This window comes from Halorientalis litorea (genome assembly GCF_023028225.1).
Lineage (GTDB): Archaea > Halobacteriota > Halobacteria > Halobacteriales > Haloarculaceae > Halorientalis > Halorientalis litorea.
Genome location: NZ_CP095482.1, coordinates 813691 through 836398, shown reverse-complemented (window position 1 = coordinate 836398; position 22708 = coordinate 813691). Strand labels below are relative to the sequence as shown.

Below are 22708 nucleotides of genomic sequence, written 5' to 3'. Positions count from 1 at the left end.
GGCGCGACTCGCGGCTGTTTTTCTCCACGTTTTTGCGAGTAGTGCGGGACCGCAGGTCCCGCATACCGTGCGAACGGGCACGAAGTGCCCGTGAGCAGAGAGTGGTTCGCGCGGAGCGCGAACCCGACGAAGTAAAAAGTGGTAGCGTGCTGGCCGAGATTTGAACCGGATGCAGACGGTCCTGCTCGTTCGCTTCGCTCACTGTGCGGGCTGCGACTGCTAGGGTTCAAATTCGGTGCGACTTCACGGCTCACGGACGCGAGCACACGAGGTGCTCGCGGTGATGTTCGCCGTAGAAGTGCGCTGGCCGAGATTGTGAACTACGCGGAGACGGTCGCTCGCTCCGCTCGCGCTGCGTCTCCTCTCGTTCAAATCTCGGGGCGATTTCGTCTCGCGCGGATGTGAGCGACCACAAAGCGGCCGCTCACGGACTTGCGCTCGACAGAAATGCGCTGGCCGAGATTTGAACTCGGGTTAGGACCGTGGCAGGGTCCTGTGATACCACTACACCACCAGCGCGCACTTCTCAGTTTCAGGGTGAGTAGTATAAGGCTTCCGAAAGGGGGCCAATCGCCGTGCTGTGTGGCACCGACGCCCGTCCCGAACCCCCGCCTGACCCATGGGAACGCGTCTCAACGCGCGCGTGAACCGACCACTTTTTAAATGGGGAGGAAAGAACGTTTCGGCACAGTCTAGTGGCGTGGCGTGGAAGCGTCACGGCATGACAGTCAGCGTACTCGTGCCGTCATCGCTGACCCGAGAAGCCGAGGACAAACGCGAGGCAACTCGCAAACTCGGTTACGTCGCCCGCGCGGCGGCGGTGTTTCGGGTCGACCGCTTGGTCGTCTTCCCCGATTCCGGGGCGGAGGGCCAGTTCGGTGGCGGGTTCGTCGAAACCGTGCTGCGGTACGCCGCCACGCCCCCCTACCTCCGAAAGGAGGTGTGGGGGCGGCGGGACGAACTAGAGTACGCGGGCGTCCTGCCGCCGCTCCGCGTGACACCACGGACCGGCTCCGGTTCTGACGAATCGGGGTCGTTAAGACAGGGAATCGTGACCGAGGTCGGATCTGAGGGGCGCGTTCGGGTCAATTGCGGACTGCAACACCCGGTCTCCCTCCGGGTTCCGGACGGTACGGAACTCGGCGAGGGGGAACGCGTAACCATCAGGGTCTCTTCGCGACGGCCGGTCCGTGCTCGCATCGTCGACGAGCCCCTTCCGGGGTTCGACGTTGTGACTGCGGACCTCTCGACGGAACTCTCGCGCGACGACGCAGGCGTTCGCGTCGCTACCTCGCGGCACGGCGAACAGCTCACAGTCACCCGACTGGGCGAGGTTGTCGCCGACGCCAGCGAGTGCGGGATGACGGTTGCGTTCGGCGCGCCCGAACGCGGCCTGCCGGAGATACTCGGCGTCGACGCCGACGCGGTGTCGGCGGCGTCCGAGGGCGGCGGAGAGACCGAGCGAGAACTGACGGCATCTGCCGACGACGAACCGGATGGGTCCCGGTTCGACCTCTGGCTCAATGCGGTTCCGAATCAAGGCAGCGGGGTCGTGCGAACCGAAGAAGCGATGTTCGCCGTCCTCGCGTGCCTCTCACTCACGGAGTGAATCAGAATGCCACAACCAAGCAGACCACGAAAAGGCTCGCTGGGCTTCGGCCCGCGTAGTCGTGCGGCTGGCGAGGTGCCGCGGTTCAACACCTGGCCGGACGACGACGGACAGCCGGGTCTCCAAGGGTTCGCCGGGTACAAGGCCGGTATGACACACGTCGTTCTCATCAACGACGAACCCGAGTCCCCGCGCGAGGGGATGGAAGAGACCGTTCCGGTGACCGTCGTCGAGACGCCGCCGATGCGCGCCGTCGCGCTGCGAGCATACGAAGACACACCGTACGGCAAACGGCCGCTCACGGAAGTCTGGACCGACGAGTTCCACGCGGAACTCGACCGCGCTCTGGACCTGCCGGGCGACCAAGGTGCCGAAACAACCGGCGACGACCTGCGCGAGGCAGTCGACCGCGGCGACGTCGCCGACGTGCGTGTCATCACGCACACCGTCCCCGACGACATCCCGGGCGTCCCGAAGAAGCGACCCGACGTGATGGAGACGCGAGTCGGCGGTGGCTCGCTCGAAGACCGCGTCGAGTTCGGCCTCGACCTCGTGGCGGACGGCGGCGAACACGCCATGACGGACGTGTTCCGCGCGGGCGAGTACATGGACGTGTCCGGCATCACGAAAGGCAAGGGGACGCAGGGTCCCGTCAAACGCTGGGGCGTCCAAAAGCGCAAGGGTAAACACAAGCGACAGGGCTGGAAACGCCGCATCGGCAACCTCGGCCCGTGGAACCCCAGCCGCGTTCGGTCGACAGTGCCCCAGCAGGGCCAGACCGGCTACCACCAGCGGACGGAACTGAACAAGCGTCTCGTCGACCTCGGTGAGGGCGACGACGCGACCGTCGACGGCGGCTTCGTCAACTACGGCGAGGTCGACGGTCCGTACGCGCTGGTCAAGGGCTCGCTCCCCGGGCCGGACCAGCGCGTCCTGCGCTTCCGTCCCGCCGTGCGACCGACCGACCAACCGCGCCTCGACCCCGAGGTGCGCTACGTCTCGACGGAGAGTAACCAAGGATGAAAGCGACAGTACGCACTCTGGACGGCGACAGCGAAGAGTACCGGGAGATTCCGGACGTCTTCGAGACGCCGCTTCGACCGGACCTCGTCCGGCAAGCGGTCGACGCCGCACAGGCGAACCGGAAACAGGACTACGGGAGCGACGACTACGCTGGCCTCCGAACGCCGGCCGAGTCGTTCGGCTCCGGTCGTGGGAGTGCCCACGTCCCCCGCGAGGGTGGCAAGGCACGCCGCGTCCCACAGACCGTCGGTGGGCGACGCGCCCACCCGCCCAAGACCGAGAAGGACCGCACGAAGAGTCTCAACGACAAGACGCGCCAACTCGCCGTCCGCTCGGCCATCGCGGCCACGGCGGACGCCGACACCGTGCGCGAGCGCGGGCACGAGTTCGAGGACGGCGTCGAACTTCCCGTCGTCGTCGACGACGAGTTCGAAGACTTGGAGAAGACCCAAGCGGTCGTCGACGTGCTGGAGACGCTCGGCCTCGCGGCCGACATCGAGCGCGCAGACGACACGAAGATAAAGGCCGGACAGGGGAAGGCGCGCGGACGCAAGTACCGCCGCCCGTCCTCGATTCTGTTCGTGACGAGCGAGGAACCGTCTCGGGCCGCCCGCAACCTCGCGGGCGCGGACGTGGCGACGGCTGGCGAGGTCAACGCCGAAGACCTCGCACCCGGCGGCCACCCCGGACGGCTGACCGTCTGGACGGAGAGTGCCGTCGAGGAGGTGGGCGACCGATGAGTTCGGTCCTCCACCACCCACACGTCACCGAGAAGGCGATGGACAAGATGGACTTCCAGAACAAACTGGAGTTCATCGTCGACGCCGACGCGAACAAGGCGGACATCGCCGACGCGATAGAGGCGCAGTTCGACGTGGGCATCGTCGACGTGAACACGATGGTCACGATGAAGGGCACGAAGAAAGCGACGGTGCAACTCTCGGAGGAGGACGACGCCGAGGAAGTCGCCTCCCGAATCGGGGTGTTCTGAGATGGGACGACGAATTCAGGGACAACGACGCGGACGCGGTGGCCCGACGTTCCGGGCCCCGTCGCACCGCTACAAGGCGGACCTCTCGCACCGGACAGTCGAAGACGCCGACGTGGTCTCGGGCACGGTCGTCGACATCGAACACGACCCCGCCCGGAGCGCGCCGGTCGCGGCCGTCGAGTTCGAGGACGGCGACCAGCGACTCGTCCTCGCGCCCGAGGGCGTGGGCATCGGCGAGCAGATTCAGGTCGGCATCTCGGCGTCCATCGAGGCCGGGAACACGCTTCCGCTCGCGGAAATCCCGGAAGGCGTCCCGGTCTGTAACGTCGAGGCCAACCCCGGCGACGGTGGGCGGTTCGCCCGCGCGTCGGGTGTCTCGGCACAGTTGATGAGCCACGACCGCTCGGTCGCGGTCGTGCAGTTGCCCAGCGGTGAAGTCAAACGCCTCGACCCGGACTGTCGGGCGACCATCGGCGTCGTCGCCGGTGGCGGCCGGACGGAGAAGCCGATGGTCAAGGCCGGCAACAAGCATCACAAGATGAAGGCACGCGGGACGAAGTGGCCGAACGTGCGCGGTGTGGCGATGAACGCCGTCGACCACCCGTTCGGTGGTGGCGGACGCCAGCACCCCGGTCGGCCCAAGTCCGTCTCGCGGAACGCACCGCCGGGCCGGAAGGTCGGGGACATCTCCTCGCGCAAGACCGGTCGTGGCGGCAAGGGCGGTGACAGCCAATGAGTTCTGAGTATCAAATCGGTCACGAGGGAGAGTTCTCCTATCGCGGCCACACGCTAGACGAGTTGCAGGAGATGGACCTCGAGGAAGTCGCGGAACTGCTCCCCGCACGCCAGCGGCGAAGTATCACGCGCGGCCTGTCCGTCGAGAAGCAGAAACTGCTCGAAGAAGCCCGCGAGGCTGGCGAGGAGGAGACGGCCAACGACCCAATCCGAACGCACCTGCGCGACATGCCGGTGCTGCCGGAGTTCGTCGGCATCACCTTCGCCGTCCACAACGGGCAGAGCTTCGAGCGTGTCCAAGTGGAACCCGAGATGCTCGGTCACTATCTCGGCGAGTTCCAGCTCACCCGGTCGGACGTCGAGCACGGACAGGCCGGTATCGGGGCGACACGCTCCTCCAAGTTCGTGCCACTCAAGTAAACCATGGGAATCAGCTACTCCATCGACACGGACCCGGACACCACCGCGAAAGCGATGCTTCGGGACCGGCAGATGAGCCACAAGCACAGCAAAGCCATCGCCCGGGAAATAAAGGGCATGACCGCGAGCGACGCGGTGTCGTACCTCGAAGCGGTCGTGGACGGCGACCGCTCCGTCCCCTTCCGCCAGCACAACTCCGGCGTCGGTCACCGCAACGACATCGACGGCTGGGACGCGGGCCGCTTCCCGGAGAAAGCCAGCGAGGCGTTCATCGACCTGCTCGAGAACGCAATCGGCAACGCCGACCACCAGGGCTACGACGGCGAGAACATGGAGATTCTCCACGTCGCCGCCCACAAAGTCGGCGAGTCACAGGGTCGCAAACCCCGCGCGATGGGGCGTGCGACCGAGTGGAACACGCCGGAAGTGGACGTCGAACTCGTCTTGCAGGACCCGGACGCGGAGGGTGATGCCTGATGGCTGACGAACACCAGTTCATCGAGGACGGCCTCCAGCGGACCCAGATAGACGAGTTCTTCGCGGACGAACTCGGCCGCGCGGGCTACGGCGGCATGGAAGTCGCCAAGACGCCGATGGGGACCCAAATCGTCCTCAAGGCCGAGAAGCCCGGGATGGTCATCGGCAAGGGCGGGAAGAACATCCGGAAGGTCACGACGGAACTGGAAGACCGGTTCAACCTCGAAGACCCGCAAATCGACGTGCAGGAAGTCGAGGAACCGGACCTGAACGCCCGTATCGTCGCGGACCGACTGGCGAACGCCCTCGAACGCGGCTGGTACTTCCGGAAGGCCGGTCACACCACCATCGACCGCATCATGGAATCCGGCGCGCTCGGGGCCGAAATCATCCTCTCCGGGAAGGTCACCGGTGCCCGCTCGCGCGTCGAGAAGTTCAACCGCGGGTACATCAAGCACAACGGCGAACCCGCCGAGGAAATCGTCGACTCCGGGCAGGGCGTCGCGGTGATGAAGCTCGGCACCATCGGGGTGCAGGTCAAAATCATCCCGCCGAACGCCCAGCTCCCCGACGACTTCCGCATCTACGAGGACGCGGACGTCGAGGACTACGTCGCCGACGTGGACGACGAGAGCGTCGAGGACCTCCTCGAAGGTGAACCCGAGGGCGAGGGCGAGGACGCGGCCGCCGAGGCCGACGACGCGGCCGCGGAAGCCGCCGAACCCGAAGGCGACGCCGCCGTCGACGAAGAAGTCGTCGAAGAGGTCGTCGAGGACGACGTCGAGGTGCCGGAGGAGGAACCCGACGACGTCGACATCGACGACCTCGACGAAGCAATCGAGGAGGAAGTCGACGAGGAGGCCGCCGAGGAAGCGGAGGAACTGATGGACGAGATGGAAGACGCCGAGGAGGGTGACGACGAATGACCATCCTCCACCCAGGCGAAATCCGTGACATGACGCCTGCCGAACGGAAGGCGGAACTGGACGACCTCGAGACGGAACTGCTGAACTCCCAGGCCGTGCAGGCCGCGGGGGGCGCGCCGGAAGACCCGGGGCGCATCAAGGAGATTCGCAAGGCGATTGCGCGAATCAAGACGATTCAGCGGGAAGAAGGCGATTTGGAGTAACACAATGGCACTGACACCCGCGACGCTGACACGACACGAACTCATCGGCCTCCCCGTGCGGGTGGCCGCCGCGTCCAACCCCGACCTCGTCGGTATCGACGGCGACGTCGTGGCCGAGACGACGCGGACGCTCTCCATCGAGAGCGACAGCGGGCGGGTCAGGAAGGTTCCGAAAGCCGACGCGACGTTCGAGTTCTCGCTCCCGACCGGTGAGACGGTCACCGTCGAGGGCGACGTACTCGTCGAACGCCCGGCCAGACGAACGGAACGAACAGGTGATTCGAAATGGCGCTAGGACTCAACGTAGAAGAACCGGAGGAGACTTGCTCCGACGAGAACTGCCCGTTCCACGGCACGCTCGGCGTGCGTGGGCAGACGCTCGAAGGTGAAGTCGCCTCCACAGACATGGACAAGACCGTAGTCGTCGAACGCGAGTACGACGTGAAGGTACCCAAGTACGACCGGTTCATGAAACGGCGGTCGCGCGTGTCGGCTCACGCCGCGCCGTGCATGGACTTGCAGGTCGGCGACACGGTCCGTATCGCAGAGACACGACCGCTCTCGAAGACCAAAAGCCACGTCGTCGTGGAACGCGTGGCAGAGGCGGACCCCACCGAAGTGGCGGCCGCGGACCTCGGAGGTGACGAGTGATGGAGGCCCTCGGTGCGGACGTTACGCAGGGCTTGGAGAAAGGCTCGCTCGTCACGTGTGCCGACAACACGGGCGCACGCGAACTCAGGGTCATCAGCATCTCGGGCTACTCCGGGACGCACAACCGCCACCCGAAGGGCGGACTCGGTGACAAGATAACGGTTTCCGTCACTAAGGGGACGCCGGAGATGCGGCGGCAGGTGCTGGAGGCGGTCGTCGTCCGCCAGCGCAAGCCCATCCGACGACCCGACGGCACCCGCCTGAAGTTCGAGGACAACGCGGCGGTCATCATCGACGAGAACGAGGAACCCCGCGGTACCGAACTCAAAGGACCCATCGCACGGGAAGTCGCGGAACGGTTCGGAGCTGTCGCCAGCACGGCGACGATGATAGTATGACAGGACAACCATCCAAACAGCGAACGCAGACCGAACGCGCGCCGCTGCACGAGCGTCACTCACAGGTGCGCGCGACGCTGGCCGAGGACCTCCGAGAGGAGTACGGCCAGCGCAACGTGCGCGTCAACGAGGGCGACACGGTCGAAGTCCTCCGCGGCGACTACGCCGGGGAGGAGAACGACGTGGTCGCAGTCGACCTCAAAGACAGCGTCGTGCACGTCGAGGACGTCACGCAGGAGACGGCCGACGGGGAGGAAGTCCCCCGGCCGCTGGACGCCAGCAACCTCCGCGTGACGAGCCTCGACCTGAGCGACGAGAAGCGCGAACAGCGACTCGAATCGGAGGACGATAGCGCATGACGAAACACCAGAAGCGACTGTCGGTGCCCAACTCGTGGCCCGTCGAGCGCAAGACAGAGACGTTCACGGTCAAGGCCGATGCCGGACCGCACGGCGAAGCAGGGGTTCCCCTGCTCATCGTCCTGCGGGACGTGCTGGGCTACGTGGACAACCGCAAGGAGGCTCGCTACGCCCTCAACCAGGACAACGTCCTCATCAACGGGACGGCGGTGTCCGACGAGGAACGCCCGGTGGGCATGTTCGACATCATGGCTTTCACCGAGCGCGAAGAGTACTACCGCGTGTTCCCCGGCGAGGGTGGTCGGCTGGCGCTGACCCCCATCGACGAGGAATCCGCCGGTTCGAAGCTCGGCAAAATCGTCAACAAGCAACACGTCGGCGGCGGTGACGTGCAGTTGACGCTCCACGACGGCGAGACGCTCCTCGTCGAGGAGGACACCGAGTACAACGGCAGCGACTCCATCGTCGTCTCCAACGACGGCGAGGAAATCGTCGCCCACTTCCCCTACGAGGAAGGCGCGCTCGTGACGGCCGTCGACGGTGCTCACGCCGGCGAAATCGGCACCATCGATGAGATTCAGGTCACGCCGGGCAGTTCGGCCAACAACGTCATCGTCGAACAGGACGACGGGGATAGCGAGGCTTCAGACTCGGAAGGCGGCGAAGCCGCCGGTGGCTTCGAGACTGTCGCGGAGTACGTCGTGGTCATCGACGAGAACTTCACGGGCGAGGACTCCGACACGGAGTCCGAGTCTCGTCAGACGGAGTCTGACGGTGGTGATGACGAATGAGTTCGGACTCCGACTCCGGGGCCGACTTCCACGAGATGCGCGAACCGCGCATCGAGAAGGTCGTCGTCCACATGGGTATCGGCCAGGGTGGCCGCGAACTCGCCAACGCCGAAGACATCCTCACGGAGATTACGGGCCAGCAGCCGGTTCGCACCACCGCCAAGGAGACGGTCGGCGAGTTCAACATCCGGCAGGGCGACCCCATCGGGACGAAGGTCACGCTCCGTGACGACGCCGCCGAGGAGTTCCTCGAGACGGCACTGCCGCTGGCCGACCTCTCGGCCTCGCAGTTCGACGACACGGGCAACTTCAGCTTCGGCGTCGAGGAACACACCGAGTTCCCGAGTCAGGAGTACGACCCGACCATCGGAATCTACGGGCTGGACGTGACGGTCAACCTCGTCCGCCCGGGCTACCGCGTCCGCAAGCGCGACAAGGCGTCGCGCTCGATTCCGACGAACCACCGACTCGACCCCGACGACGCAGTCCCGTTCGTCGAGTCGACCTTCGACGTGGAGGTGAACGAATGAGCGAAAGCGAAACGGAAGACCCCGAGGCCGAGACGGAGGCCGAACGCGACCCGACCGGTGAACAGACCGCAAAGCGGACCGAGCAACTCCGCGCGTGTCAGCGCTGTGGCCGCGAGCAGGGTCTCGTCGGCAAGTACGATATCTGGCTGTGTCGACAGTGCTTCCGCGAAATCGCACGCGGTATGGGGTTCAAGAAGTACTCATGACTGGAACTGACCCACTCGCCAACGCGCTCTCGGGGTTGAACAACGCCGAGAGCGTCGGCCATCTCGAACAGACGATATCGCCCGCCTCGAACGAAATCGGCAGCGTACTCGAAGTCTTCTACGACCGCGGGTACATCGACGGCTTCAGTTTCGTCGACGACGGCAAAGCCGGTGAGTTCGAGGTCGAACTGAAAGGCGCCATCAACGAATGTGGCCCCGTCAAGCCCCGCTACGCGGCGGGTGCGGACGAGTTCGAGAAGTGGGAGAAGCGATTCCTCCCCGCTCGTGACTACGGGACCCTCGTCGTGACGACGAGCCACGGCGTCATGAGCCACTACGAGGCCCGCGAGGAGGGCGTCGGTGGCCAAGTCATCGCATACGTATACTAAAAATGACACGAGTAGCACTCGAGATACCGGACGACGTGTCCGCCGAGATGGACCATCTCGACCTGACGGTCGAGGGGCCAAACGGCAGCGTGACGCGTCGGCTCTGGTATCCGGACGTCGACGTCACTGTCCAGGACGGGCAGGTCGTCATCGAGAGTGAGGTAGCGGACGCAAAGACCAACTCGACGGTCGGCACCTTCGAGAGCCACGTCAGGAACATGTTCCACGGCGTGACCGACGGCTGGGAGTACGAGATGGAAGTCTTCTACTCCCACTTCCCGATGACGGTGCGCGTTGAGGACGGTGCGGTCGTCATCGAGAACTTCCTCGGCGAGAAGGCACCCCGCCGGACCGACATCCACGGGGATACCGAGGTACAGGTCGACGGCGAGGAGATTGTCCTGCGCGGCTCGGACATCGAGGCCGTGGGGCAGACTGCCGCCGACATCGAGCAACTCACGCGCGTCAAGGACAAGGACATCCGGGTCTTCCAAGACGGCGTGTACATCACCGCGAAACCGAACCGAGGTGGTGCCTGATGACGGAATCACTCGAAGACGTCGCGGGTGTCGGCGAATCGACCGCGGCGAACCTCCGTGACGCCGGGTACGAGAGCGTCGACGACCTGCGCGAAGCGGACCAGGACGACCTCTCGGAGGTCGACGGCATCGGGAACGCCCTCGCCGCCCGCATCAAGGCGGACGTCGGCGGACTCGAAGTCGACGAGGAGACCGAGGCCGAGGTCGAAGACGACGGTGCCGAGGAGGCCGACGAGGCCGAGACCGGGACCGACGAGACGGCCGACGACGAGGCCGAGGAGTACGAGGACCTGACGGACATCAGCGGCGTCGGAGCCTCGAAGGCGGCCGCACTCGAAGGTGCTGGCTACGAGACCATCGAGGACGTGCGCCGCGCGAGTCAGGACGACATCGCGGAGGTCGACGGCGTCGGGAACGCCCTCGCCGCCCGCATCAAGGCGGACGTCGGCGGACTCGAAGTCAGCGAGGAGACCGAGGCCGAAGTTGAGGACGAAGGTGCCGAGGCCGAGGACGTGGAGACGGAACTCCAGCCTCGTGGTCTGGTCGAGAAGACGCCGGACCTCAGCGAGAACGAGGCTCGGCTGTTGAACCAGCGAAAGCGGGTCAACAAGCCGAAGTTCAACCGGCAGGACCACCACAAGAAAAAGCGCGTCTCCACCTCGTGGCGTCGCCCGACCGGGACCCTCTCGAAGCAACGCCGTGGCTTCAAGGGCAAAGGCGACACCGTCGAGGCCGGGTTCCGAACCCCCAAGGCCGTCCGGGGCAAGCACCCGAGCGGTTTCGAGGAGGTTCGCGTCCACAACGTCGACGACCTCGAGGGCGTCGACGGCGACACGGAAGCGGTCCGTATCGCTTCCGGCGTCGGTGGTCGCAAGCGCGAACGCATCGAAGACGAAGCGGAGGACGCGGGCATTCGCGTCCTCAACCCCACCTACGAGGAAGTGGAGGTCGAGGAATGACTGACCTGAGTGCGCAGAAGCGACTCGCGGCGGACGAACTCGATGTCGGGGAGAACAAAGTCTGGTTCGACCCCGAGGAACAGGGCGAGATTGCGGACGCGATTACCCGCGAGGACGTCCGCGAACTCATCGACCAGGGCGTCATCCGGGCCGAGGACGCTACCGGAAACTCCCGCGGGCGTGCCCGCGAGCGTGCGGAGAAACGCTCGTACGGCCACCAGAAGGGTGCCGGGTCGCGGCGGGGCAAGGCGGGCGGCCGTCAAGACCCCAAGGAAGACTGGGCGGACCGAATCAGTGCCCAGCGCGACCGACTGCGTGAACTCCGCGGCGAGGAGTTGACACGGTCGGAGTACCGCGAACTGTACGACCGCGCCGGCGGTGGCGAGTTCGACAGCGTCGCGGACATGGAACGGTACATCGAGAACCAGTACGGAGGTGACTGAGTATGGCAACAGGACCACGATACAATGTGCCGATGCGGCGTCGCCGCGAGGCACGAACGAACTACCACCAGAGGTTGCGCCTGCTGAAATCCGGGAAACCCCGGCTGGTCGCTCGCAAGAGCAACCAGCACATGACGGCGCAGCTGATAGTTACCGGACCGCAAGGCGACGAGACGGTCACGAGCGCACACTCCAGCGACCTCGAGGAGTTCGGCTGGGAGGCCCCGACGGGCAACCTCCCCGCCGCCTACCTCACGGGGTTGCTGGCAGGCAAACGCGCGCTCGCGGCCGGACTCGAGGAGGCCGTCCTCGACATCGGCCTCAACACCGCCACCCCGGGCAACAAGGTGTTCGCAGTACAGGAAGGAGTAATCGACGCCGGACTCGAAGTCCCGCACAACGACAGCGTACTCGCGGACTGGTCGCGGACGCGCGGCGAGCACATCGCCGAGTACGCCGAGCAGCGCGACGAGCCGCTGTACGCGGGCGACTTCGACGCCGCGGACCTACCCGCGCACTTCGATTCGGTGCGCGAGACACTGATGGAGGCTGAACTATGAGCGCGAACGACGGCTGGGAACCGCGAACGCGGCTGGGTCGGAAGGTTGCAGAGGGTGAAATCGACACGATGCAGGACGCCCTCACCTCCGGCCTGCCGCTGAAGGAACCGGAAATCGTGGACCAACTGGTCCCGGACCTCGAAGACGAGGTACTGGACATCAACATGGTCCAGCGGATGACCGACTCCGGCCGCCGGGTGAAGTTCCGGTGTGTCGTCGTCGTCGGCAACCGCGACGGCCTCGTCGGCTACGCGGAAGGCCGCGACGACCAGGTCGGCGGAGCCATCCAGAAGGCAATCAACATCGGCAAGCTGAATCTCATCGACATCTCCCGTGGCTGTGGGTCGTGGGAGTGTGGCTGTGGGCGCGCCCACACCGTCGCACTGCGGACGACCGGCAAGGCGGGCAGCGTCGAAGTCGAACTCCGCCCGGCCCCGCGTGGGCTCGGGCTCGCGGGCGGGGAGACCGTCCGTCACGTCCTCGAACTCGCCGGTATCGAGGACATCTGGACGCGCAGTAGCGGGAACACCCGCACCACGGTCAACTTCGCCAAGGCGACGTTCAACGCCTTGCAGAACACGGCCGAGGCGCGGATTCCCGAGCGCACGCGGGAGAAACGCGAGGTGATCGAGTGATGCAGGCACTCGTCCAACTCCGCGGTGACGTGAACATGGCCGACGACGTTCACGACACGCTGCAGATGCTGAACGTCCACGACGTGAACCACTGTACGCTGGTCCCGGAGACGGACCCGTACCGTGGGATGGTCACGAAAGTCAACGACTACGTCGCCTACGGGGAGCCGAGTCAGGAGACGGTCGAGACGCTCCTGCGGACGCGTGGCGAACCGCTTGAAGGCGACACTGATATCGACGACGAGTGGGTCGCGGACAACACCGACTACGACGACGCGACCGCACTCGCGGAGGCACTGCTGGCCGAAGAGACGACGCTCCGGGACGAGGGTCTGGCCCCCGTTCTCCGACTGCACCCGCCACGCGGCGGCCACGACGGCGTCAAACACCCCGCCCAGCAGGGCGGCCAACTCGGCAAACACACAACCGAGGAGATAGACGACCTCCTCACCGCAATGCGATAACAATGACGAGCAAAAAGAAACGACAGCGCGGGTCACGCACGCACGGCGGCGGCACGCACAAGAACCGGCGCGGTGCCGGCCACCGCGGCGGCCGCGGGCGTGCGGGACGCGACAAACACGAGTTCCACAACTACGAACCGCTCGGCAAGTCCGGGTTCAAGCGACCCCAGAAGCTCAAAGAGGACGTCGAGGAAATCGACGTTCGCGAACTCGACGAGGACGCGGCCCTGCTGGCCGCCGATGGCCTCGCCGAGGAGACGGACGACGGCTACCGCATCGACGCCCGCGACGTCGTCGACGACGGCCACGACGTCGACGCCGTGAAGGTACTCGGCGGCGGGCAGGTCCGGCAGACGCTCGACATCGTCGCCGACGACTTCTCGGACAGTGCCCGTGAACTCATCGAGGACGCGGGTGGCAGTGCCGAACTGACCGAACGCGGCGAACAGCGTCGGGCCGAGATGGAAGCCGACACAACTACGGACGAGGAGCAAGAAGAGGCGGCTTAGAATGGGTTGGAAGGAGACCGCCGAACCGGTACTCACCCGGATGCCTGCCGTCCGTCGCCCACAGCGACACGTCCCGTTCAAGCGAAAGCTGGCGTGGACAGCGGGCATTCTGGTGCTGTATTTCTTCCTGACGAACGTGTTCCTGTACGGACTGGGCGGCGAGAGTTCGGACATCTTCGGGCAGTTCCGCTCGATTCTCGCCGGTGGACAGGGGACCATCCTGCAGTTGGGTATCGGTCCCATCGTCACGGCGTCCATCGTCCTCCAGTTGCTCGGCGGTGCCGACCTCCTCGGGTTGGACACGCAGAACAACCCCCGTGACCAGGTACTGTATCAGGGCCTCCAGAAGCTACTGGTCGTCGTGATGTGCGTGCTGACCGGGTTGCCGATGGTGTTCGCGGGCGACTTCCTGCCACCGGCCAATATCCCCGGCCTCAGTACCACGGCCGTCCAGTGGATTCTGTTCGCACAGGTGCTGCTCGGCGGAATCCTCATCCTGTACATGGACGAGGTGGTCTCGAAGTGGGGGGTCGGTTCCGGTGTCGGGCTGTTCATTATCGCCGGTGTGAGCCAGTCGCTCGTCGGCGGGTTCTTCACCATCCCGCAGATTGGCGGGGAACAGATGGGACTGATTCCGACGTGGATCGGTATCGCCATCGGGAGCGTGGACATCGGGCCGGTCCTGAGTCCGAACGGGCTACAGACGTTGCTGTTCGGACAGGGGCAGATTATCGCCCTGTTCACGACGGTGTTCATCTTCGCGCTGGTCGTCTACGCGGAGAGCGTGCGCGTCGAGATTCCGCTCTCGAACGCACGCGTCAAGGGCGCGCGCGGTCGCTTCCCGGTGAAGCTCATCTACGCGAGCGTCCTGCCGATGATTCTCGTCCGCGCACTGCAGGCGAACCTGCAGTTCCTCGGTCGCATCCTGTACGCACAACTCGGTGCCTCGGGGATGCCGAACTGGCTCGGCGTCTACTCGGGTCAGCAGGCGACCGGTGGGCTGTTCTACTACCTCGCTCCCATCCGGTCACCCGGGCAGTGGATGTGGTGGCTCGGCCAGACGAACAACAGTCCGCTCCAGATTATCGCCCGCATCGGCGTCGACCTGACGTTCATGGTCATCGGCGGAGCCATCTTCGCCATCTTCTGGGTCGAGACGACGGACATGGGACCGGAGGCGACGGCCCAGCAGATTCACGGTTCCGGGATGCAGATTCCCGGCTTCCGGCAGAACCCCGGCGTCATCGAGAAGGTGCTGGAGCGGTACATCCCGCAGGTCACCGTCATCGGCGGTGCCCTCGTCGGCCTGCTCGCCGTCATGGCGAACATGCTCGGCACCATCGGGGCCGTCTCCGGGACGGGCCTGCTCCTGACAGTCTCCATCACGTACAAACTGTACGAGGAGATTGCCGAGGAGCAACTCATGGAGATGCACCCGATGATGCGCCAGATGTTCGGCGACGACTGACTGTCCGACGCGCGGCGGACACGCCGCGAAACGTTTTGTTTTTCGGGCTGTAACAGGTTCCGCATGGACCTGTCGCCCTCGCGCTACGATGTCGCGGAACTCCGCGAGATGGCGGGCGTCCAGCTTGGCGGTCGGCCAGCGGAGGAACCCGACCGGCGGCGAGTCCCACCGGTGAGTGAGGCGGACATCCTTCAGGGGCCGGCGGAGCAGCCGTATCTCGAACGCCTGCCGGTGTCGGCCGACGCCGTGGCGACGATACTGGACTGGCTCGACTATCTCGTGGGCCGGGCCGGGGCGTCCGAAACGCTGTGGGTACTCGGGTACTACCGCGACCTGAACTGGTACACGGAAACGGTCGAACACGAACTCAGGCGCTATCTTTCCGGTCTGGAGTCGCAGGCCGACGCCGCGAGCGGGTCGCTCACGGCAACCGACCACAAAGTGAGTCTCGGGTACGTCACCCGACTGTCGACGCACTGAAGCGGGTCGTTCAGTACGCTCCGCGCTCGGTTAGTTTCTCGGCGATACGTTGCGCACCGGATGCGGCGGCTGTCACTGGCTCGTCCGGCGCGACACAGGTCACGTCGCGGTCTAATTCGGCGGCCAGACGGTCCTCGAACTCGTCGACGATACCGGGGATGCAGGCCATCCCGCCGGTCAGCACGATTTCACCGTCGAGTGCCTGCTGGTAGGTTTTCAGGTGGTCGTTTGCCATCTGCGGGAGGAAACTGTTCGCCAGTTCGTCGACGGCTTCGTCGACGTACTCGTCGACGGCGTCCGGGACGGACTGTTCGATGGTGAACTCGTGGCTGCCGCCGCCGGGTTGTTGAATGATGTCGGTGAACGGCTCGTAGTTCAGGAAGTCCGCGTGTTCCTCCTTGTAGGTCCGGGCGGTCGTCAAATCGATATTGACCCGCCCCTGTGTCTCTTCCTCGACGTAGTTGGCGATGCGGCGGTCGACTTCGTTGCCGGTCACGGCACCGGTGGCGAACGTCGTGAGGGGGTCCCCGCGTCGATACGCACACGCCTCCAAGTTCGTCGACCCGAGGTTGACGCCGATGAAAATGCGCTCGATGGCTTCGAGCCCGTCGCCGAGTGCTGGGACCGCGCCACAGAGTGACTCGGGGTAACTCCTGACGAGTCGCTCGCCGATGTCGCTTCCTTCGACGACCGCTTCGAGGTTCGCGAGTCCCGGCTCGTTGTCGATGGAGGGAATCGCATAGACGACGACGCTATCGGCTGGCAAGTCGTTGGCCGAGACGACTTCGCTGAAGAACCGCTCTGCCAGTGTCGCTCGCTCGTCGTCTTCCGGAAGCCCGGACCGGAGCATATACTCGACACGGTCGGGGTACTCCTCTGCGGCCTGTTCGCCGTAGACGACCTGTTCCTCGCCTGTAATGACGTCTTCGTACGTGGCTAGGCAGGTAAGCGTCGTTGTCACCGGTCCGTCCGCTCCGACGACGGCTGTCCGTGTACTGCCGAGTTTGACGCCGAGTGGGGCTGGTTCGTCCGTTCCGTCCTCTGTGTCTGTCCTTGCTTCGTCCTCGCCGGGTCCTTTGTCGCTCGTATCCTCGCTCACGTGACCTGTTTACCATGGCTGGAATATAAATCCCGACTCCGGTTCGGAGAGGACAGCTAGGCCGGCGTTGCGGGCGGTGTCACCCGAACAGTCGCTCCAGCAGCGACCGCTCGCGTGCCGTCTCGGCGAGCAGGACCGAACACTCGACCTCGTCGACGACGTCGAGGACGAGCGACCCGCGGACGAGGCGTTCGAGCAGTCCCTCCTCCGTCGCACCGATGACGAGCATCGTGGCGTCGGCGGCGGCCGTCTCGATTGCTCGTTCGACGTCGCCCGTCTCGACGCGGAGCGTCGCGTCGTCGAGGTCGTTGTCGGCGGCCCAGTCTTCGAGGAACTGCTCACCCTCGCTCCGGTCGTCGGCGACGTGGAGGAGTGTTATCTCCGACCCGAACTCGGCTTGGAGGTAGCCCGCGACGGCAGCACTCAACTCCGAGTCCGGGCCGCCAGCGGTCGGGACGAGCACTCGCTCGGGGTCGAAGCCACGGTCCTTGAACACGAGGAAGTCACAGGGGAGGTCGTGGGCGAGTTCGTCGATGGCGGACTCTGCGCGGCCGGGCGAGCCGTGGGAGTCCGGTCCCCAGCCCATCACCACGAGGTCGGCGTCGTGGCTCCGGGCGGCGTCGAAGATCTCCTCGTAGGACCGGTGTGAGATGATGGTCTGTGTCTCGACGGGTACGTCGAAGGTTTCGGCGTCCTCGCGGGCGGCCGCGAGTAGGTCCGCCGATTCGGCGTCAAGTTTCTCGATGTGGTCGGCTCCGGACCGGAGTGCGGTCTGGTCAGGGACGGTCACGATGTGGGTGGCCAGCACGCTCCCGCCGCGTTGCTTTGCGATGGCACTGGCGAGCGTGATGAGTTCTGTCTCGTGTGCGGGGTTGGCGAGGGGGACCATCACGCGGTAGTCACCGCCGTCGGGTTGGACGCCGCTGGCCGCCGCGACGGCCGAGTCGGGCATCTTCCCGGACCGCGAGAGGATGTACTGCCCGAGGATACCCTGTTTCTCCGTCCGGGACCGGGCATACGTGAAGTACCAGACGATTGCGGCGACGACCAACCCGAACCCGAGGACGAGGATGTCGGGACTGATGAAGTAGATGAGCGCGAACGCGCTGGCGGCACCGAGTATCGGCGTGTAGGGGTACAGTGGGACGGTGTAGTCCGGTTGGTAGTCGCTCGGGTCCGCCGTCCGCATTACGATGAGTGCGAGGTTGAGCAGGCCGTAGATTATTAGATGCAGGAAACTCGCGGTGCTGGACAGCGAGACGATGGCGTTCCCGCCGACGACGTTCGCGCCCACGATGAACGCGATGATGAGCAGTCCCGTGACGGCGATGGAGCGATACGGCGTCGCGAACCGCGGGTGGATCTCGTTGAGCGACGGCGTGACGACTTTGTCACGGCCCATCGCGAAGTTGATGCGCGAGGACGCGAGGATGGAGGCGTTCGCCGAAGAGGCCGTCGCCAGCAGTCCGCCGAACAGCATCGCGACCGCACCGAGCGGGCCGAGCAACTCCCGGGCCGCCGAGACGACGACGATGTTTCCGGCGGCCTGTTCGGCGGCGATGAACCCCTGTTTGACGGCCGCGCTCATCGCGACCAGCACAAGCGCGTAGATTGCCGTCACTAGCAGGACGCTCCCGATGACCGCCCGCGGGAGGTTCTTGCCGGGGTCTTTGATTTCCTCGGCGACGCTCGTTATCTGGACGAACCCGAGGTACGAGACGAAGATGATGCCCGTCGTGACCATCATCGGCCCGTACCCCTTCCCTGCCGGGAGGTTCGCGGGGTCGGCCCGGAGCGCGCCGGCGATGGTGAACACCGTCAGGATTGCCACGAGGATGACCACGATGACGTTCTGGAGTCGCCCGGTCTCCTTCGCTCCGACGTAGTTGACGGTCACGAAGAAGAGACCGCCGATGACCGCGAGCAGCGTGACTGCATCGACTGCAACCGGCCCGAGTGCCACGGTATCCCCGAGCCCGACGATGTCTTGGATGTACTCGCCGAACCCGACCATGTAGAACGCCGAGGCGAAGGCCAGTCCGAGCCAGTTGGCCCACCCGGCGACTGAGCCAAAGAGCGGCCCGAGCGCGTGGTTGACGTAGTAGTACGCGCCGCCGGACTTGGGCATCGCGGTCCCGAGTTCGCTCGCCGACAGCGCGGTCAGGAGGGCGATACCGCCACCGATGACGAAGGCCACGACGGCGAGGGACCCGGACTGCTGAATGGCGTCGCCGGGCAGGACGAAGATACCCGCACCGATCATCGTGCCGACGCCGATGGTCAGTGCCGCGAGCGGGCCGAGGTCCTTGGCCAGTTCCTCGTCAGCCATCGTCCTCGCTGTCGGGGAGTACGACGACCGGGCGGTCGGTTCCCGTTATCAGGTCGAGTGCCACGTCGCCGGTCAACAGGCGGACCCAGCGACTCCCGCCGCGCGGGGTGAACGCGATGCTCGTCGTGTCCTCCTCCCCGGCCACCTCGAACACCGTCTCGGCCACGTCCGTCCCGTAGGCGATGCGAGTCTCGACGGCCGTGGCACCGTCGAGTTCCTCGTGGACGGCGTCGAAGGCGTCCTCGGCAGCGAGTTCGCGTTGCTCGACGGAGGCCTTGTCGGGTGCCCCGCCGGCCTTCTCGACGACGTGGACGGCGACCACGCTGTCGCCGGCGTGCCGACGGAACGCGCGAGCAGTCGTCCGTGCGTCCTCCTCTTCGGCGACGGGGAGGAGCACGCGCTCGAAGATGTCCGTCACGACGCGCTCCCTCCACGTGTCGGGCATTCGTTCCGTCGGACGGCGGTGCCGTTCATACCCCCAGTTCCAACCGGATCGAACTTAATTTCTCGCAACTCGGTTGCCCGCGACCGGCGGAAGGGAAATCCACTTACCGCTACCGTCGATACGTCGGGACATGAACTGCCCGGAGGGGTGTGCGTGCGAGTAATCATCGTCGGTGCGGGCGAGGTCGGGTCGTCTATCGCGGCCAGCCTCGCCGACACGCACGACGTGGTCGTCATCGACATCGACAGCGAGCGCGTCGACGAACTCACGTACTCCCACGACGTGCTCCCGGTTCAGGGCGACGGGAGCAACCTCGAAACCCTCGAAGAGGCCGGGGTCGCAGACGCCGACATGCTCATCGCGAGTACCGACAACGACGAGACGAACATCGTCATCTGCGGCGTCGCCGAAATCGTCGGGAACCCGTTCACCATCGCCCGGGTCAAGAAGCCGCAGTACCTGCGGGCGTGGGAGCGGGGACGTGCGGCCTTCGGTGTGGACTTCATGGTGTGCACCGACTTGCTGACGGCGAAGGCTATCGTCGGCATCATCGGATTCCCGACCGCACAGGACGTGGACATGTTCGCGGACGGTCTCGTCCAGATGACTGAGTTCGAGATTCCACCGGACAGTCCGGTCGCGAACCAGACCGTCGCGGAGGCGGACCGGTTCGACTCACTCACGTTCGCCGCCATTATCCGCGACGACGAGGTGCTGGTTCCCGGCGGCGAGACGGTCATCGAGGCCGGCGACGAAGTCGTCGCCATCGGAAGCCCCGAGAGCATGCGCGGGTTCAGTTCCGAAATCCTCCCACGCGAAGACGGGCCAAGTGACATCGTCGTGGCCGGCGGCGGCGAAATCGGTTACCAGGTCGCCCGCCTGCTCGAACAGCGCGGGTTCCACCCGCGACTGTTCGAACACGACGAGGACCGAGCGCGCTGGCTGGCCGAGCAACTGCCGGATACGACGGTCGTCAACGGTGACGTGACCGACCAAGAACTCCTCGAACGCGAGAACGTCGGGCGGGCGGACGTGCTCATCTCGGCGCTGGAGAACGACCAGAAGAACCTCCTCTCGACGCTCATCGCCAAGCGCATGGGCGTGGGCCGGACGGTCGCTATCGCCCACACGGCGGAGTTCACGGAACTGTTCGAGGCCGTCGGCGTCGACGTGGCGGTCAGCCCGCGGCAGGCGACCGCGGAGGAGATAACTCGGTTCACCCGTGCTCGGCGCGCCGAGAACGTCGCCATCCTCGACAACGACCGCGCGGAGGTGCTGGAAATCGAAGTCGACGCCGACAGTATCCTCGCGGGCCGTCCGATTCGGGAGTCGATGGCCGACCTTCCCACGGGTGTGGTCATCGGGGCCATCACGCGTGGTGACGACCTCATCACGCCGCGCGGGGACACCGTCGTCGAACGGGGCGACCACGTCGTCGTCTTCGCAGACAGCGACTCGCTCTCGGAAGTGACCGAGAAACTGTGACGGAACGCCGACGGTCCCGAGTCGAGTGGCGGACGGCCGCGAGTCTCATCGGAACGGTACTGAAGGCACTCGCACTCCCGCTCTCGGCCGTGGCCCTCGTCGCGTTCGCGTACGGTGAGTCGGTGGTTCCGTTCGTCGTTCCGCTCGGAGTGACGCTCGTGGCTGGTGTGGTCCTCGAACGGTTCGAGCGCCGCGACCTCGGGTTGCGGGAGGCGTACCTGATGGTGGCACTCACGTGGCTGGCCATCGCCCTCGTCGGCGCGATTCCGTTCCTCGTCGCCGGAGAGGGAACGCTCGCACGTCCGGTCAACGCGCTGTTCGAGTCGATGAGCGGCATCACGACGACGGGCGCGACCGTCGTCGGGTCGTTCGACGCTCACGGCCGGTCGATTCACCTCTGGCGGTCGCTCCTCCAGTGGATGGGTGGATTGGGAATCCTCGTGTTGGCCGTCGCCGTCCTCTCACAGATTTCGGTCGGTGGCGCGCAGTTGATGGAGACCGAGACCCAGACCGAGAACGTCACCAAGCTCACGCCCCGAATCGAGGGGACAGCACGGTTGCTCGGGCGACTCTACGTCGGGCTGACGGCGTTGATGGTCCTCTCGTGGCTCGCGCTCCGTGCGGTCGGCCTCGCGCCCAACGTGACGCTCTATCAGGCGGTCGCTCACGCGTTCACCGCCGTCTCGACGGCGGGGTTTTCGCCCGAACCTGCGAGCATCGGCGCGTTCTCGCCCGCCATCCAGTGGGTGACGATACTGTTCATGTTCGTCGGGGCGACGAACTTCGTCCTGCTGTACTTCCTCCTGAAGGGCGACCCGAACAGACTCCGACACAGCGAGGAATTCCGGTTCTACCTCGGCATCCTCGTTGGACTGACAACACTGACGATGGGCTTCCTCGTCGTCGACGGGCAGTTCGACCGGGTCGAACCGACGGTGCGTCACGCGCTGTTTCAGGTCGTCTCCATCGTCACGACGACTGGATACGCGACGGTCGACTTCGACCTGTGGTCGGCGGGGGCGAAGCACGTGTTGTTCTTGGGGATGTTCGTCGGGGGGATGGCCGGGAGTACGACCTGCTCCATCAAGACGCTGCGGTGGCTGGTCGTTCTGAAGACGTTCCGGCGGGACCTGTTCACGGAGATACACCCGGAGGTTATCCAACCGATTCGTCTCAGCGGACAGGTCGTCGACGAGGGGACAATCAAGGACATCTACGCGTACGTGTTGTTGAGCATCGTCATCTTCGCGCTCCTGACGGTGTTCGTCGTCGTCGACGCGACCCGGGCCACCGAACGCATCGGCGAGTTCGACGCGATGGGTGCCGCCGCCGCCACCTTCCTCAACATCGGCCCGGCGTTCGGGGCCGCCGGGCCGTACGGGAGTTACGCTCACTTCCCCGACACGACGAAACTGGCGATGACCGTCCTGATGTGGGTCGGCCGCATCGAGATTATGCCGGTGTTGGTGTTGCTGACGCCCGCGTACTGGCGGTCCTGAGACCGCTCTGGACCCGTTCGGCACCCCGACCACGCGCCGGCCACGAGTCGATGTTTTCTTGACGGCGGCACGAAAGCGGGTGGATA

The 22708-nt window shown here is 65.5% G+C and carries 31 protein-coding genes, 1 tRNA gene and 1 pseudogene; 29 read left to right on the top strand and 4 right to left on the bottom strand.

Annotated features, from left to right (window positions below; translation table 11 throughout):
* Positions 1-448 precede the first annotated feature (448 nt).
* A tRNA-Gly gene (locus MUG95_RS04545) sits at positions 449-519 on the bottom strand.
* A 202-nt stretch (positions 520-721) separates the two neighbouring features.
* Between MUG95_RS04545 and MUG95_RS04540 the strand changes: the two genes are divergently transcribed.
* The 27 genes and pseudogenes from MUG95_RS04540 (at position 722) to MUG95_RS04415 (ending at position 15765) form a co-directional block, all read left to right on the top strand.
* Positions 722-1609 carry a putative RNA uridine N3 methyltransferase gene (locus MUG95_RS04540; RefSeq protein ID WP_247009888.1) on the top strand — a complete coding sequence of 296 codons (888 nt, stop codon included), beginning with the start codon at positions 722-724 and terminating at the stop codon, positions 1607-1609.
* A 6-nt stretch (positions 1610-1615) separates the two neighbouring features.
* Positions 1616-2632, top strand: a complete 1017-nt coding sequence (locus tag MUG95_RS04535) for a 50S ribosomal protein L3 (protein ID WP_247009887.1) — start codon at positions 1616-1618, stop codon at positions 2630-2632.
* Positions 2629-3372: a 50S ribosomal protein L4 gene (gene rpl4p / locus MUG95_RS04530; protein ID WP_247009886.1), complete on the top strand. Its 744-nt coding sequence runs from the start codon at positions 2629-2631 to the stop codon at positions 3370-3372. Before MUG95_RS04535 ends, rpl4p begins: the two co-directional genes overlap by 4 nt.
* Positions 3369-3623 (top strand): 50S ribosomal protein L23, encoded by a 255-nt coding sequence (locus MUG95_RS04525; protein ID WP_247009885.1) that lies wholly within the window; start codon positions 3369-3371, stop codon positions 3621-3623. The genes rpl4p and MUG95_RS04525 overlap by 4 nt, the downstream gene beginning before the upstream one ends.
* Before the next feature lies 1 nt (position 3624).
* On the top strand, positions 3625-4359 hold the full coding sequence (locus tag MUG95_RS04520) for a 50S ribosomal protein L2 (protein ID WP_247009884.1): 735 nt from the start codon (positions 3625-3627) through the stop codon (positions 4357-4359).
* A complete protein-coding gene (locus MUG95_RS04515) occupies positions 4356-4778 on the top strand; it encodes a 30S ribosomal protein S19 (RefSeq protein ID WP_247009883.1) in 423 nt (140 codons plus the stop codon). The genes MUG95_RS04520 and MUG95_RS04515 overlap by 4 nt, the downstream gene beginning before the upstream one ends.
* 3 nt (positions 4779-4781) lie before the next feature.
* On the top strand, positions 4782-5255 hold the full coding sequence (locus MUG95_RS04510; protein ID WP_247009882.1) for a 50S ribosomal protein L22: 474 nt from the start codon (positions 4782-4784) through the stop codon (positions 5253-5255).
* Positions 5255-6181, top strand: coding sequence for a 30S ribosomal protein S3 (locus MUG95_RS04505; protein ID WP_247009881.1), 927 nt, complete (start codon positions 5255-5257; stop codon positions 6179-6181). The genes MUG95_RS04510 and MUG95_RS04505 overlap by 1 nt, the downstream gene beginning before the upstream one ends.
* Positions 6178-6384, top strand: a complete 207-nt coding sequence (rpmC, locus tag MUG95_RS04500) for a 50S ribosomal protein L29 (protein ID WP_247009880.1) — start codon at positions 6178-6180, stop codon at positions 6382-6384. The genes MUG95_RS04505 and rpmC overlap by 4 nt, the downstream gene beginning before the upstream one ends.
* A gap of 4 nt (positions 6385-6388) precedes the next feature.
* Positions 6389-6679: a ribonuclease P protein component 1 gene (locus tag MUG95_RS04495; protein ID WP_247009879.1), complete on the top strand. Its 291-nt coding sequence runs from the start codon at positions 6389-6391 to the stop codon at positions 6677-6679.
* Entirely contained in the window at positions 6670-7035 is a 366-nt protein-coding gene (locus tag MUG95_RS04490; protein ID WP_247009878.1) for a 30S ribosomal protein S17, read from the top strand. Before MUG95_RS04495 ends, MUG95_RS04490 begins: the two co-directional genes overlap by 10 nt.
* Positions 7035-7433 carry a 50S ribosomal protein L14 gene (locus MUG95_RS04485; protein ID WP_247009877.1) on the top strand — a complete coding sequence of 133 codons (399 nt, stop codon included), beginning with the start codon at positions 7035-7037 and terminating at the stop codon, positions 7431-7433. The genes MUG95_RS04490 and MUG95_RS04485 overlap by 1 nt, the downstream gene beginning before the upstream one ends.
* Complete coding sequence (gene rplX, locus MUG95_RS04480) at positions 7430-7792, top strand: 50S ribosomal protein L24 (protein WP_247009876.1); 363 nt, start codon at positions 7430-7432, stop codon at positions 7790-7792. The genes MUG95_RS04485 and rplX overlap by 4 nt, the downstream gene beginning before the upstream one ends.
* Positions 7789-8583 (top strand): 30S ribosomal protein S4e, encoded by a 795-nt coding sequence (locus MUG95_RS04475; RefSeq protein WP_247009875.1) that lies wholly within the window; start codon positions 7789-7791, stop codon positions 8581-8583. Before rplX ends, MUG95_RS04475 begins: the two co-directional genes overlap by 4 nt.
* Complete coding sequence (locus MUG95_RS04470; protein ID WP_247009874.1) at positions 8580-9113, top strand: 50S ribosomal protein L5; 534 nt, start codon at positions 8580-8582, stop codon at positions 9111-9113. The genes MUG95_RS04475 and MUG95_RS04470 overlap by 4 nt, the downstream gene beginning before the upstream one ends.
* Complete coding sequence (locus tag MUG95_RS04465) at positions 9110-9319, top strand: 30S ribosomal protein S14 (RefSeq protein WP_247009873.1); 210 nt, start codon at positions 9110-9112, stop codon at positions 9317-9319. Before MUG95_RS04470 ends, MUG95_RS04465 begins: the two co-directional genes overlap by 4 nt.
* Complete coding sequence (locus MUG95_RS04460; protein ID WP_247009872.1) at positions 9316-9708, top strand: 30S ribosomal protein S8; 393 nt, start codon at positions 9316-9318, stop codon at positions 9706-9708. The genes MUG95_RS04465 and MUG95_RS04460 overlap by 4 nt, the downstream gene beginning before the upstream one ends.
* A gap of 2 nt (positions 9709-9710) precedes the next feature.
* Positions 9711-10247, top strand: a complete 537-nt coding sequence (locus MUG95_RS04455; RefSeq protein ID WP_247009871.1) for a 50S ribosomal protein L6 — start codon at positions 9711-9713, stop codon at positions 10245-10247.
* Positions 10247-10393 (top strand): annotated as a pseudogene (locus MUG95_RS17020) (helix-hairpin-helix domain-containing protein); the annotation flags it as partial. The gene MUG95_RS04455 and the pseudogene MUG95_RS17020, both read left to right, overlap by 1 nt.
* Positions 10394-10537: 144 nt before the next feature.
* Complete coding sequence (locus MUG95_RS04450; RefSeq protein ID WP_372608193.1) at positions 10538-11206, top strand: 50S ribosomal protein L32e; 669 nt, start codon at positions 10538-10540, stop codon at positions 11204-11206.
* Entirely contained in the window at positions 11203-11649 is a 447-nt protein-coding gene (locus tag MUG95_RS04445) for a 50S ribosomal protein L19e (RefSeq protein WP_247009869.1), read from the top strand. The genes MUG95_RS04450 and MUG95_RS04445 overlap by 4 nt, the downstream gene beginning before the upstream one ends.
* 2 nt (positions 11650-11651) lie before the next feature.
* Positions 11652-12209: a 50S ribosomal protein L18 gene (locus tag MUG95_RS04440; protein ID WP_247009868.1), complete on the top strand. Its 558-nt coding sequence runs from the start codon at positions 11652-11654 to the stop codon at positions 12207-12209.
* The gene (locus MUG95_RS04435) at positions 12206-12844 is read left to right on the top strand and encodes a 30S ribosomal protein S5 (protein WP_247009867.1); all 639 of its coding nucleotides are present in this window, start codon (positions 12206-12208) and stop codon (positions 12842-12844) included. Before MUG95_RS04440 ends, MUG95_RS04435 begins: the two co-directional genes overlap by 4 nt.
* Complete coding sequence (rpmD, locus tag MUG95_RS04430) at positions 12844-13308, top strand: 50S ribosomal protein L30 (RefSeq protein WP_247009866.1); 465 nt, start codon at positions 12844-12846, stop codon at positions 13306-13308. Before MUG95_RS04435 ends, rpmD begins: the two co-directional genes overlap by 1 nt.
* A gap of 2 nt (positions 13309-13310) precedes the next feature.
* On the top strand, positions 13311-13817 hold the full coding sequence (locus MUG95_RS04425; RefSeq protein ID WP_247009865.1) for an uL15m family ribosomal protein: 507 nt from the start codon (positions 13311-13313) through the stop codon (positions 13815-13817).
* A 1-nt stretch (position 13818) separates the two neighbouring features.
* The gene (secY, locus tag MUG95_RS04420) at positions 13819-15285 is read left to right on the top strand and encodes a preprotein translocase subunit SecY (protein WP_247009864.1); all 1467 of its coding nucleotides are present in this window, start codon (positions 13819-13821) and stop codon (positions 15283-15285) included.
* 63 nt (positions 15286-15348) lie between these two features.
* On the top strand, positions 15349-15765 hold the full coding sequence (locus MUG95_RS04415; protein ID WP_247009863.1) for a FlaD/FlaE family flagellar protein: 417 nt from the start codon (positions 15349-15351) through the stop codon (positions 15763-15765).
* A 10-nt stretch (positions 15766-15775) separates the two neighbouring features.
* On the opposite strand, the gene MUG95_RS04410 is transcribed toward MUG95_RS04415, so the two are convergent.
* The 3 genes from MUG95_RS04410 to MUG95_RS04400 all read right to left on the bottom strand — a co-directional run bounded on the left by MUG95_RS04410 (position 15776) and on the right by MUG95_RS04400 (position 19638).
* Positions 15776-16864 carry an actin-like salactin gene (locus tag MUG95_RS04410; protein ID WP_247009862.1) on the bottom strand — a complete coding sequence of 363 codons (1089 nt, stop codon included), beginning with the start codon at positions 16862-16864 and terminating at the stop codon, positions 15776-15778.
* A 79-nt stretch (positions 16865-16943) separates the two neighbouring features.
* Positions 16944-19193, bottom strand: a complete 2250-nt coding sequence (locus MUG95_RS04405) for an amino acid permease (RefSeq protein ID WP_247009861.1) — start codon at positions 19191-19193, stop codon at positions 16944-16946.
* Positions 19186-19638, bottom strand: a complete 453-nt coding sequence (locus MUG95_RS04400; RefSeq protein ID WP_247009860.1) for a universal stress protein — start codon at positions 19636-19638, stop codon at positions 19186-19188. The genes MUG95_RS04405 and MUG95_RS04400 overlap by 8 nt, the downstream gene beginning before the upstream one ends.
* 153 nt (positions 19639-19791) lie before the next feature.
* On the opposite strand from MUG95_RS04400, the gene trkA reads away from it, so the two are divergent.
* Complete coding sequence (gene trkA, locus MUG95_RS04395) at positions 19792-21123, top strand: Trk system potassium transporter TrkA (RefSeq protein ID WP_247009859.1); 1332 nt, start codon at positions 19792-19794, stop codon at positions 21121-21123.
* On the top strand, positions 21120-22622 hold the full coding sequence (locus tag MUG95_RS04390; protein WP_247009858.1) for a TrkH family potassium uptake protein: 1503 nt from the start codon (positions 21120-21122) through the stop codon (positions 22620-22622). Before trkA ends, MUG95_RS04390 begins: the two co-directional genes overlap by 4 nt.
* Positions 22623-22708: the final 86 nt, after the last annotated feature.

What these genes read in the sequence shown, in the direction of transcription:
- MUG95_RS04540 (WP_247009888.1), top strand. Translation starts at nt 722, where the DNA reads ATGACAGTCAGCGTACTCGTGCCGTCATCGCTGACCCGAGAAGCCGAG.
- MUG95_RS04535 (WP_247009887.1), top strand. Translation starts at nt 1,616, where the DNA reads ATGCCACAACCAAGCAGACCACGAAAAGGCTCGCTGGGCTTCGGCCCG.
- rpl4p (WP_247009886.1), top strand. Translation starts at nt 2,629, where the DNA reads ATGAAAGCGACAGTACGCACTCTGGACGGCGACAGCGAAGAGTACCGG.
- MUG95_RS04525 (WP_247009885.1), top strand. Translation starts at nt 3,369, where the DNA reads ATGAGTTCGGTCCTCCACCACCCACACGTCACCGAGAAGGCGATGGAC.
- MUG95_RS04520 (WP_247009884.1), top strand. Translation starts at nt 3,625, where the DNA reads ATGGGACGACGAATTCAGGGACAACGACGCGGACGCGGTGGCCCGACG.
- MUG95_RS04515 (WP_247009883.1), top strand. Translation starts at nt 4,356, where the DNA reads ATGAGTTCTGAGTATCAAATCGGTCACGAGGGAGAGTTCTCCTATCGC.
- MUG95_RS04510 (WP_247009882.1), top strand. Translation starts at nt 4,782, where the DNA reads ATGGGAATCAGCTACTCCATCGACACGGACCCGGACACCACCGCGAAA.
- MUG95_RS04505 (WP_247009881.1), top strand. Translation starts at nt 5,255, where the DNA reads ATGGCTGACGAACACCAGTTCATCGAGGACGGCCTCCAGCGGACCCAG.
- rpmC (WP_247009880.1), top strand. Translation starts at nt 6,178, where the DNA reads ATGACCATCCTCCACCCAGGCGAAATCCGTGACATGACGCCTGCCGAA.
- MUG95_RS04495 (WP_247009879.1), top strand. Translation starts at nt 6,389, where the DNA reads ATGGCACTGACACCCGCGACGCTGACACGACACGAACTCATCGGCCTC.
- MUG95_RS04490 (WP_247009878.1), top strand. Translation starts at nt 6,670, where the DNA reads ATGGCGCTAGGACTCAACGTAGAAGAACCGGAGGAGACTTGCTCCGAC.
- MUG95_RS04485 (WP_247009877.1), top strand. Translation starts at nt 7,035, where the DNA reads ATGGAGGCCCTCGGTGCGGACGTTACGCAGGGCTTGGAGAAAGGCTCG.
- rplX (WP_247009876.1), top strand. Translation starts at nt 7,430, where the DNA reads ATGACAGGACAACCATCCAAACAGCGAACGCAGACCGAACGCGCGCCG.
- MUG95_RS04475 (WP_247009875.1), top strand. Translation starts at nt 7,789, where the DNA reads ATGACGAAACACCAGAAGCGACTGTCGGTGCCCAACTCGTGGCCCGTC.
- MUG95_RS04470 (WP_247009874.1), top strand. Translation starts at nt 8,580, where the DNA reads ATGAGTTCGGACTCCGACTCCGGGGCCGACTTCCACGAGATGCGCGAA.
- MUG95_RS04465 (WP_247009873.1), top strand. Translation starts at nt 9,110, where the DNA reads ATGAGCGAAAGCGAAACGGAAGACCCCGAGGCCGAGACGGAGGCCGAA.
- MUG95_RS04460 (WP_247009872.1), top strand. Translation starts at nt 9,316, where the DNA reads ATGACTGGAACTGACCCACTCGCCAACGCGCTCTCGGGGTTGAACAAC.
- MUG95_RS04455 (WP_247009871.1), top strand. Translation starts at nt 9,711, where the DNA reads ATGACACGAGTAGCACTCGAGATACCGGACGACGTGTCCGCCGAGATG.
- MUG95_RS04445 (WP_247009869.1), top strand. Translation starts at nt 11,203, where the DNA reads ATGACTGACCTGAGTGCGCAGAAGCGACTCGCGGCGGACGAACTCGAT.
- MUG95_RS04440 (WP_247009868.1), top strand. Translation starts at nt 11,652, where the DNA reads ATGGCAACAGGACCACGATACAATGTGCCGATGCGGCGTCGCCGCGAG.
- MUG95_RS04435 (WP_247009867.1), top strand. Translation starts at nt 12,206, where the DNA reads ATGAGCGCGAACGACGGCTGGGAACCGCGAACGCGGCTGGGTCGGAAG.
- rpmD (WP_247009866.1), top strand. Translation starts at nt 12,844, where the DNA reads ATGCAGGCACTCGTCCAACTCCGCGGTGACGTGAACATGGCCGACGAC.
- MUG95_RS04425 (WP_247009865.1), top strand. Translation starts at nt 13,311, where the DNA reads ATGACGAGCAAAAAGAAACGACAGCGCGGGTCACGCACGCACGGCGGC.
- secY (WP_247009864.1), top strand. Translation starts at nt 13,819, where the DNA reads ATGGGTTGGAAGGAGACCGCCGAACCGGTACTCACCCGGATGCCTGCC.
- MUG95_RS04415 (WP_247009863.1), top strand. Translation starts at nt 15,349, where the DNA reads ATGGACCTGTCGCCCTCGCGCTACGATGTCGCGGAACTCCGCGAGATG.
- MUG95_RS04405 (WP_247009861.1), bottom strand. Translation starts at nt 19,193, where the DNA reads ATGGCTGACGAGGAACTGGCCAAGGACCTCGGCCCGCTCGCGGCACTG.
- MUG95_RS04400 (WP_247009860.1), bottom strand. Translation starts at nt 19,638, where the DNA reads ATGCCCGACACGTGGAGGGAGCGCGTCGTGACGGACATCTTCGAGCGC.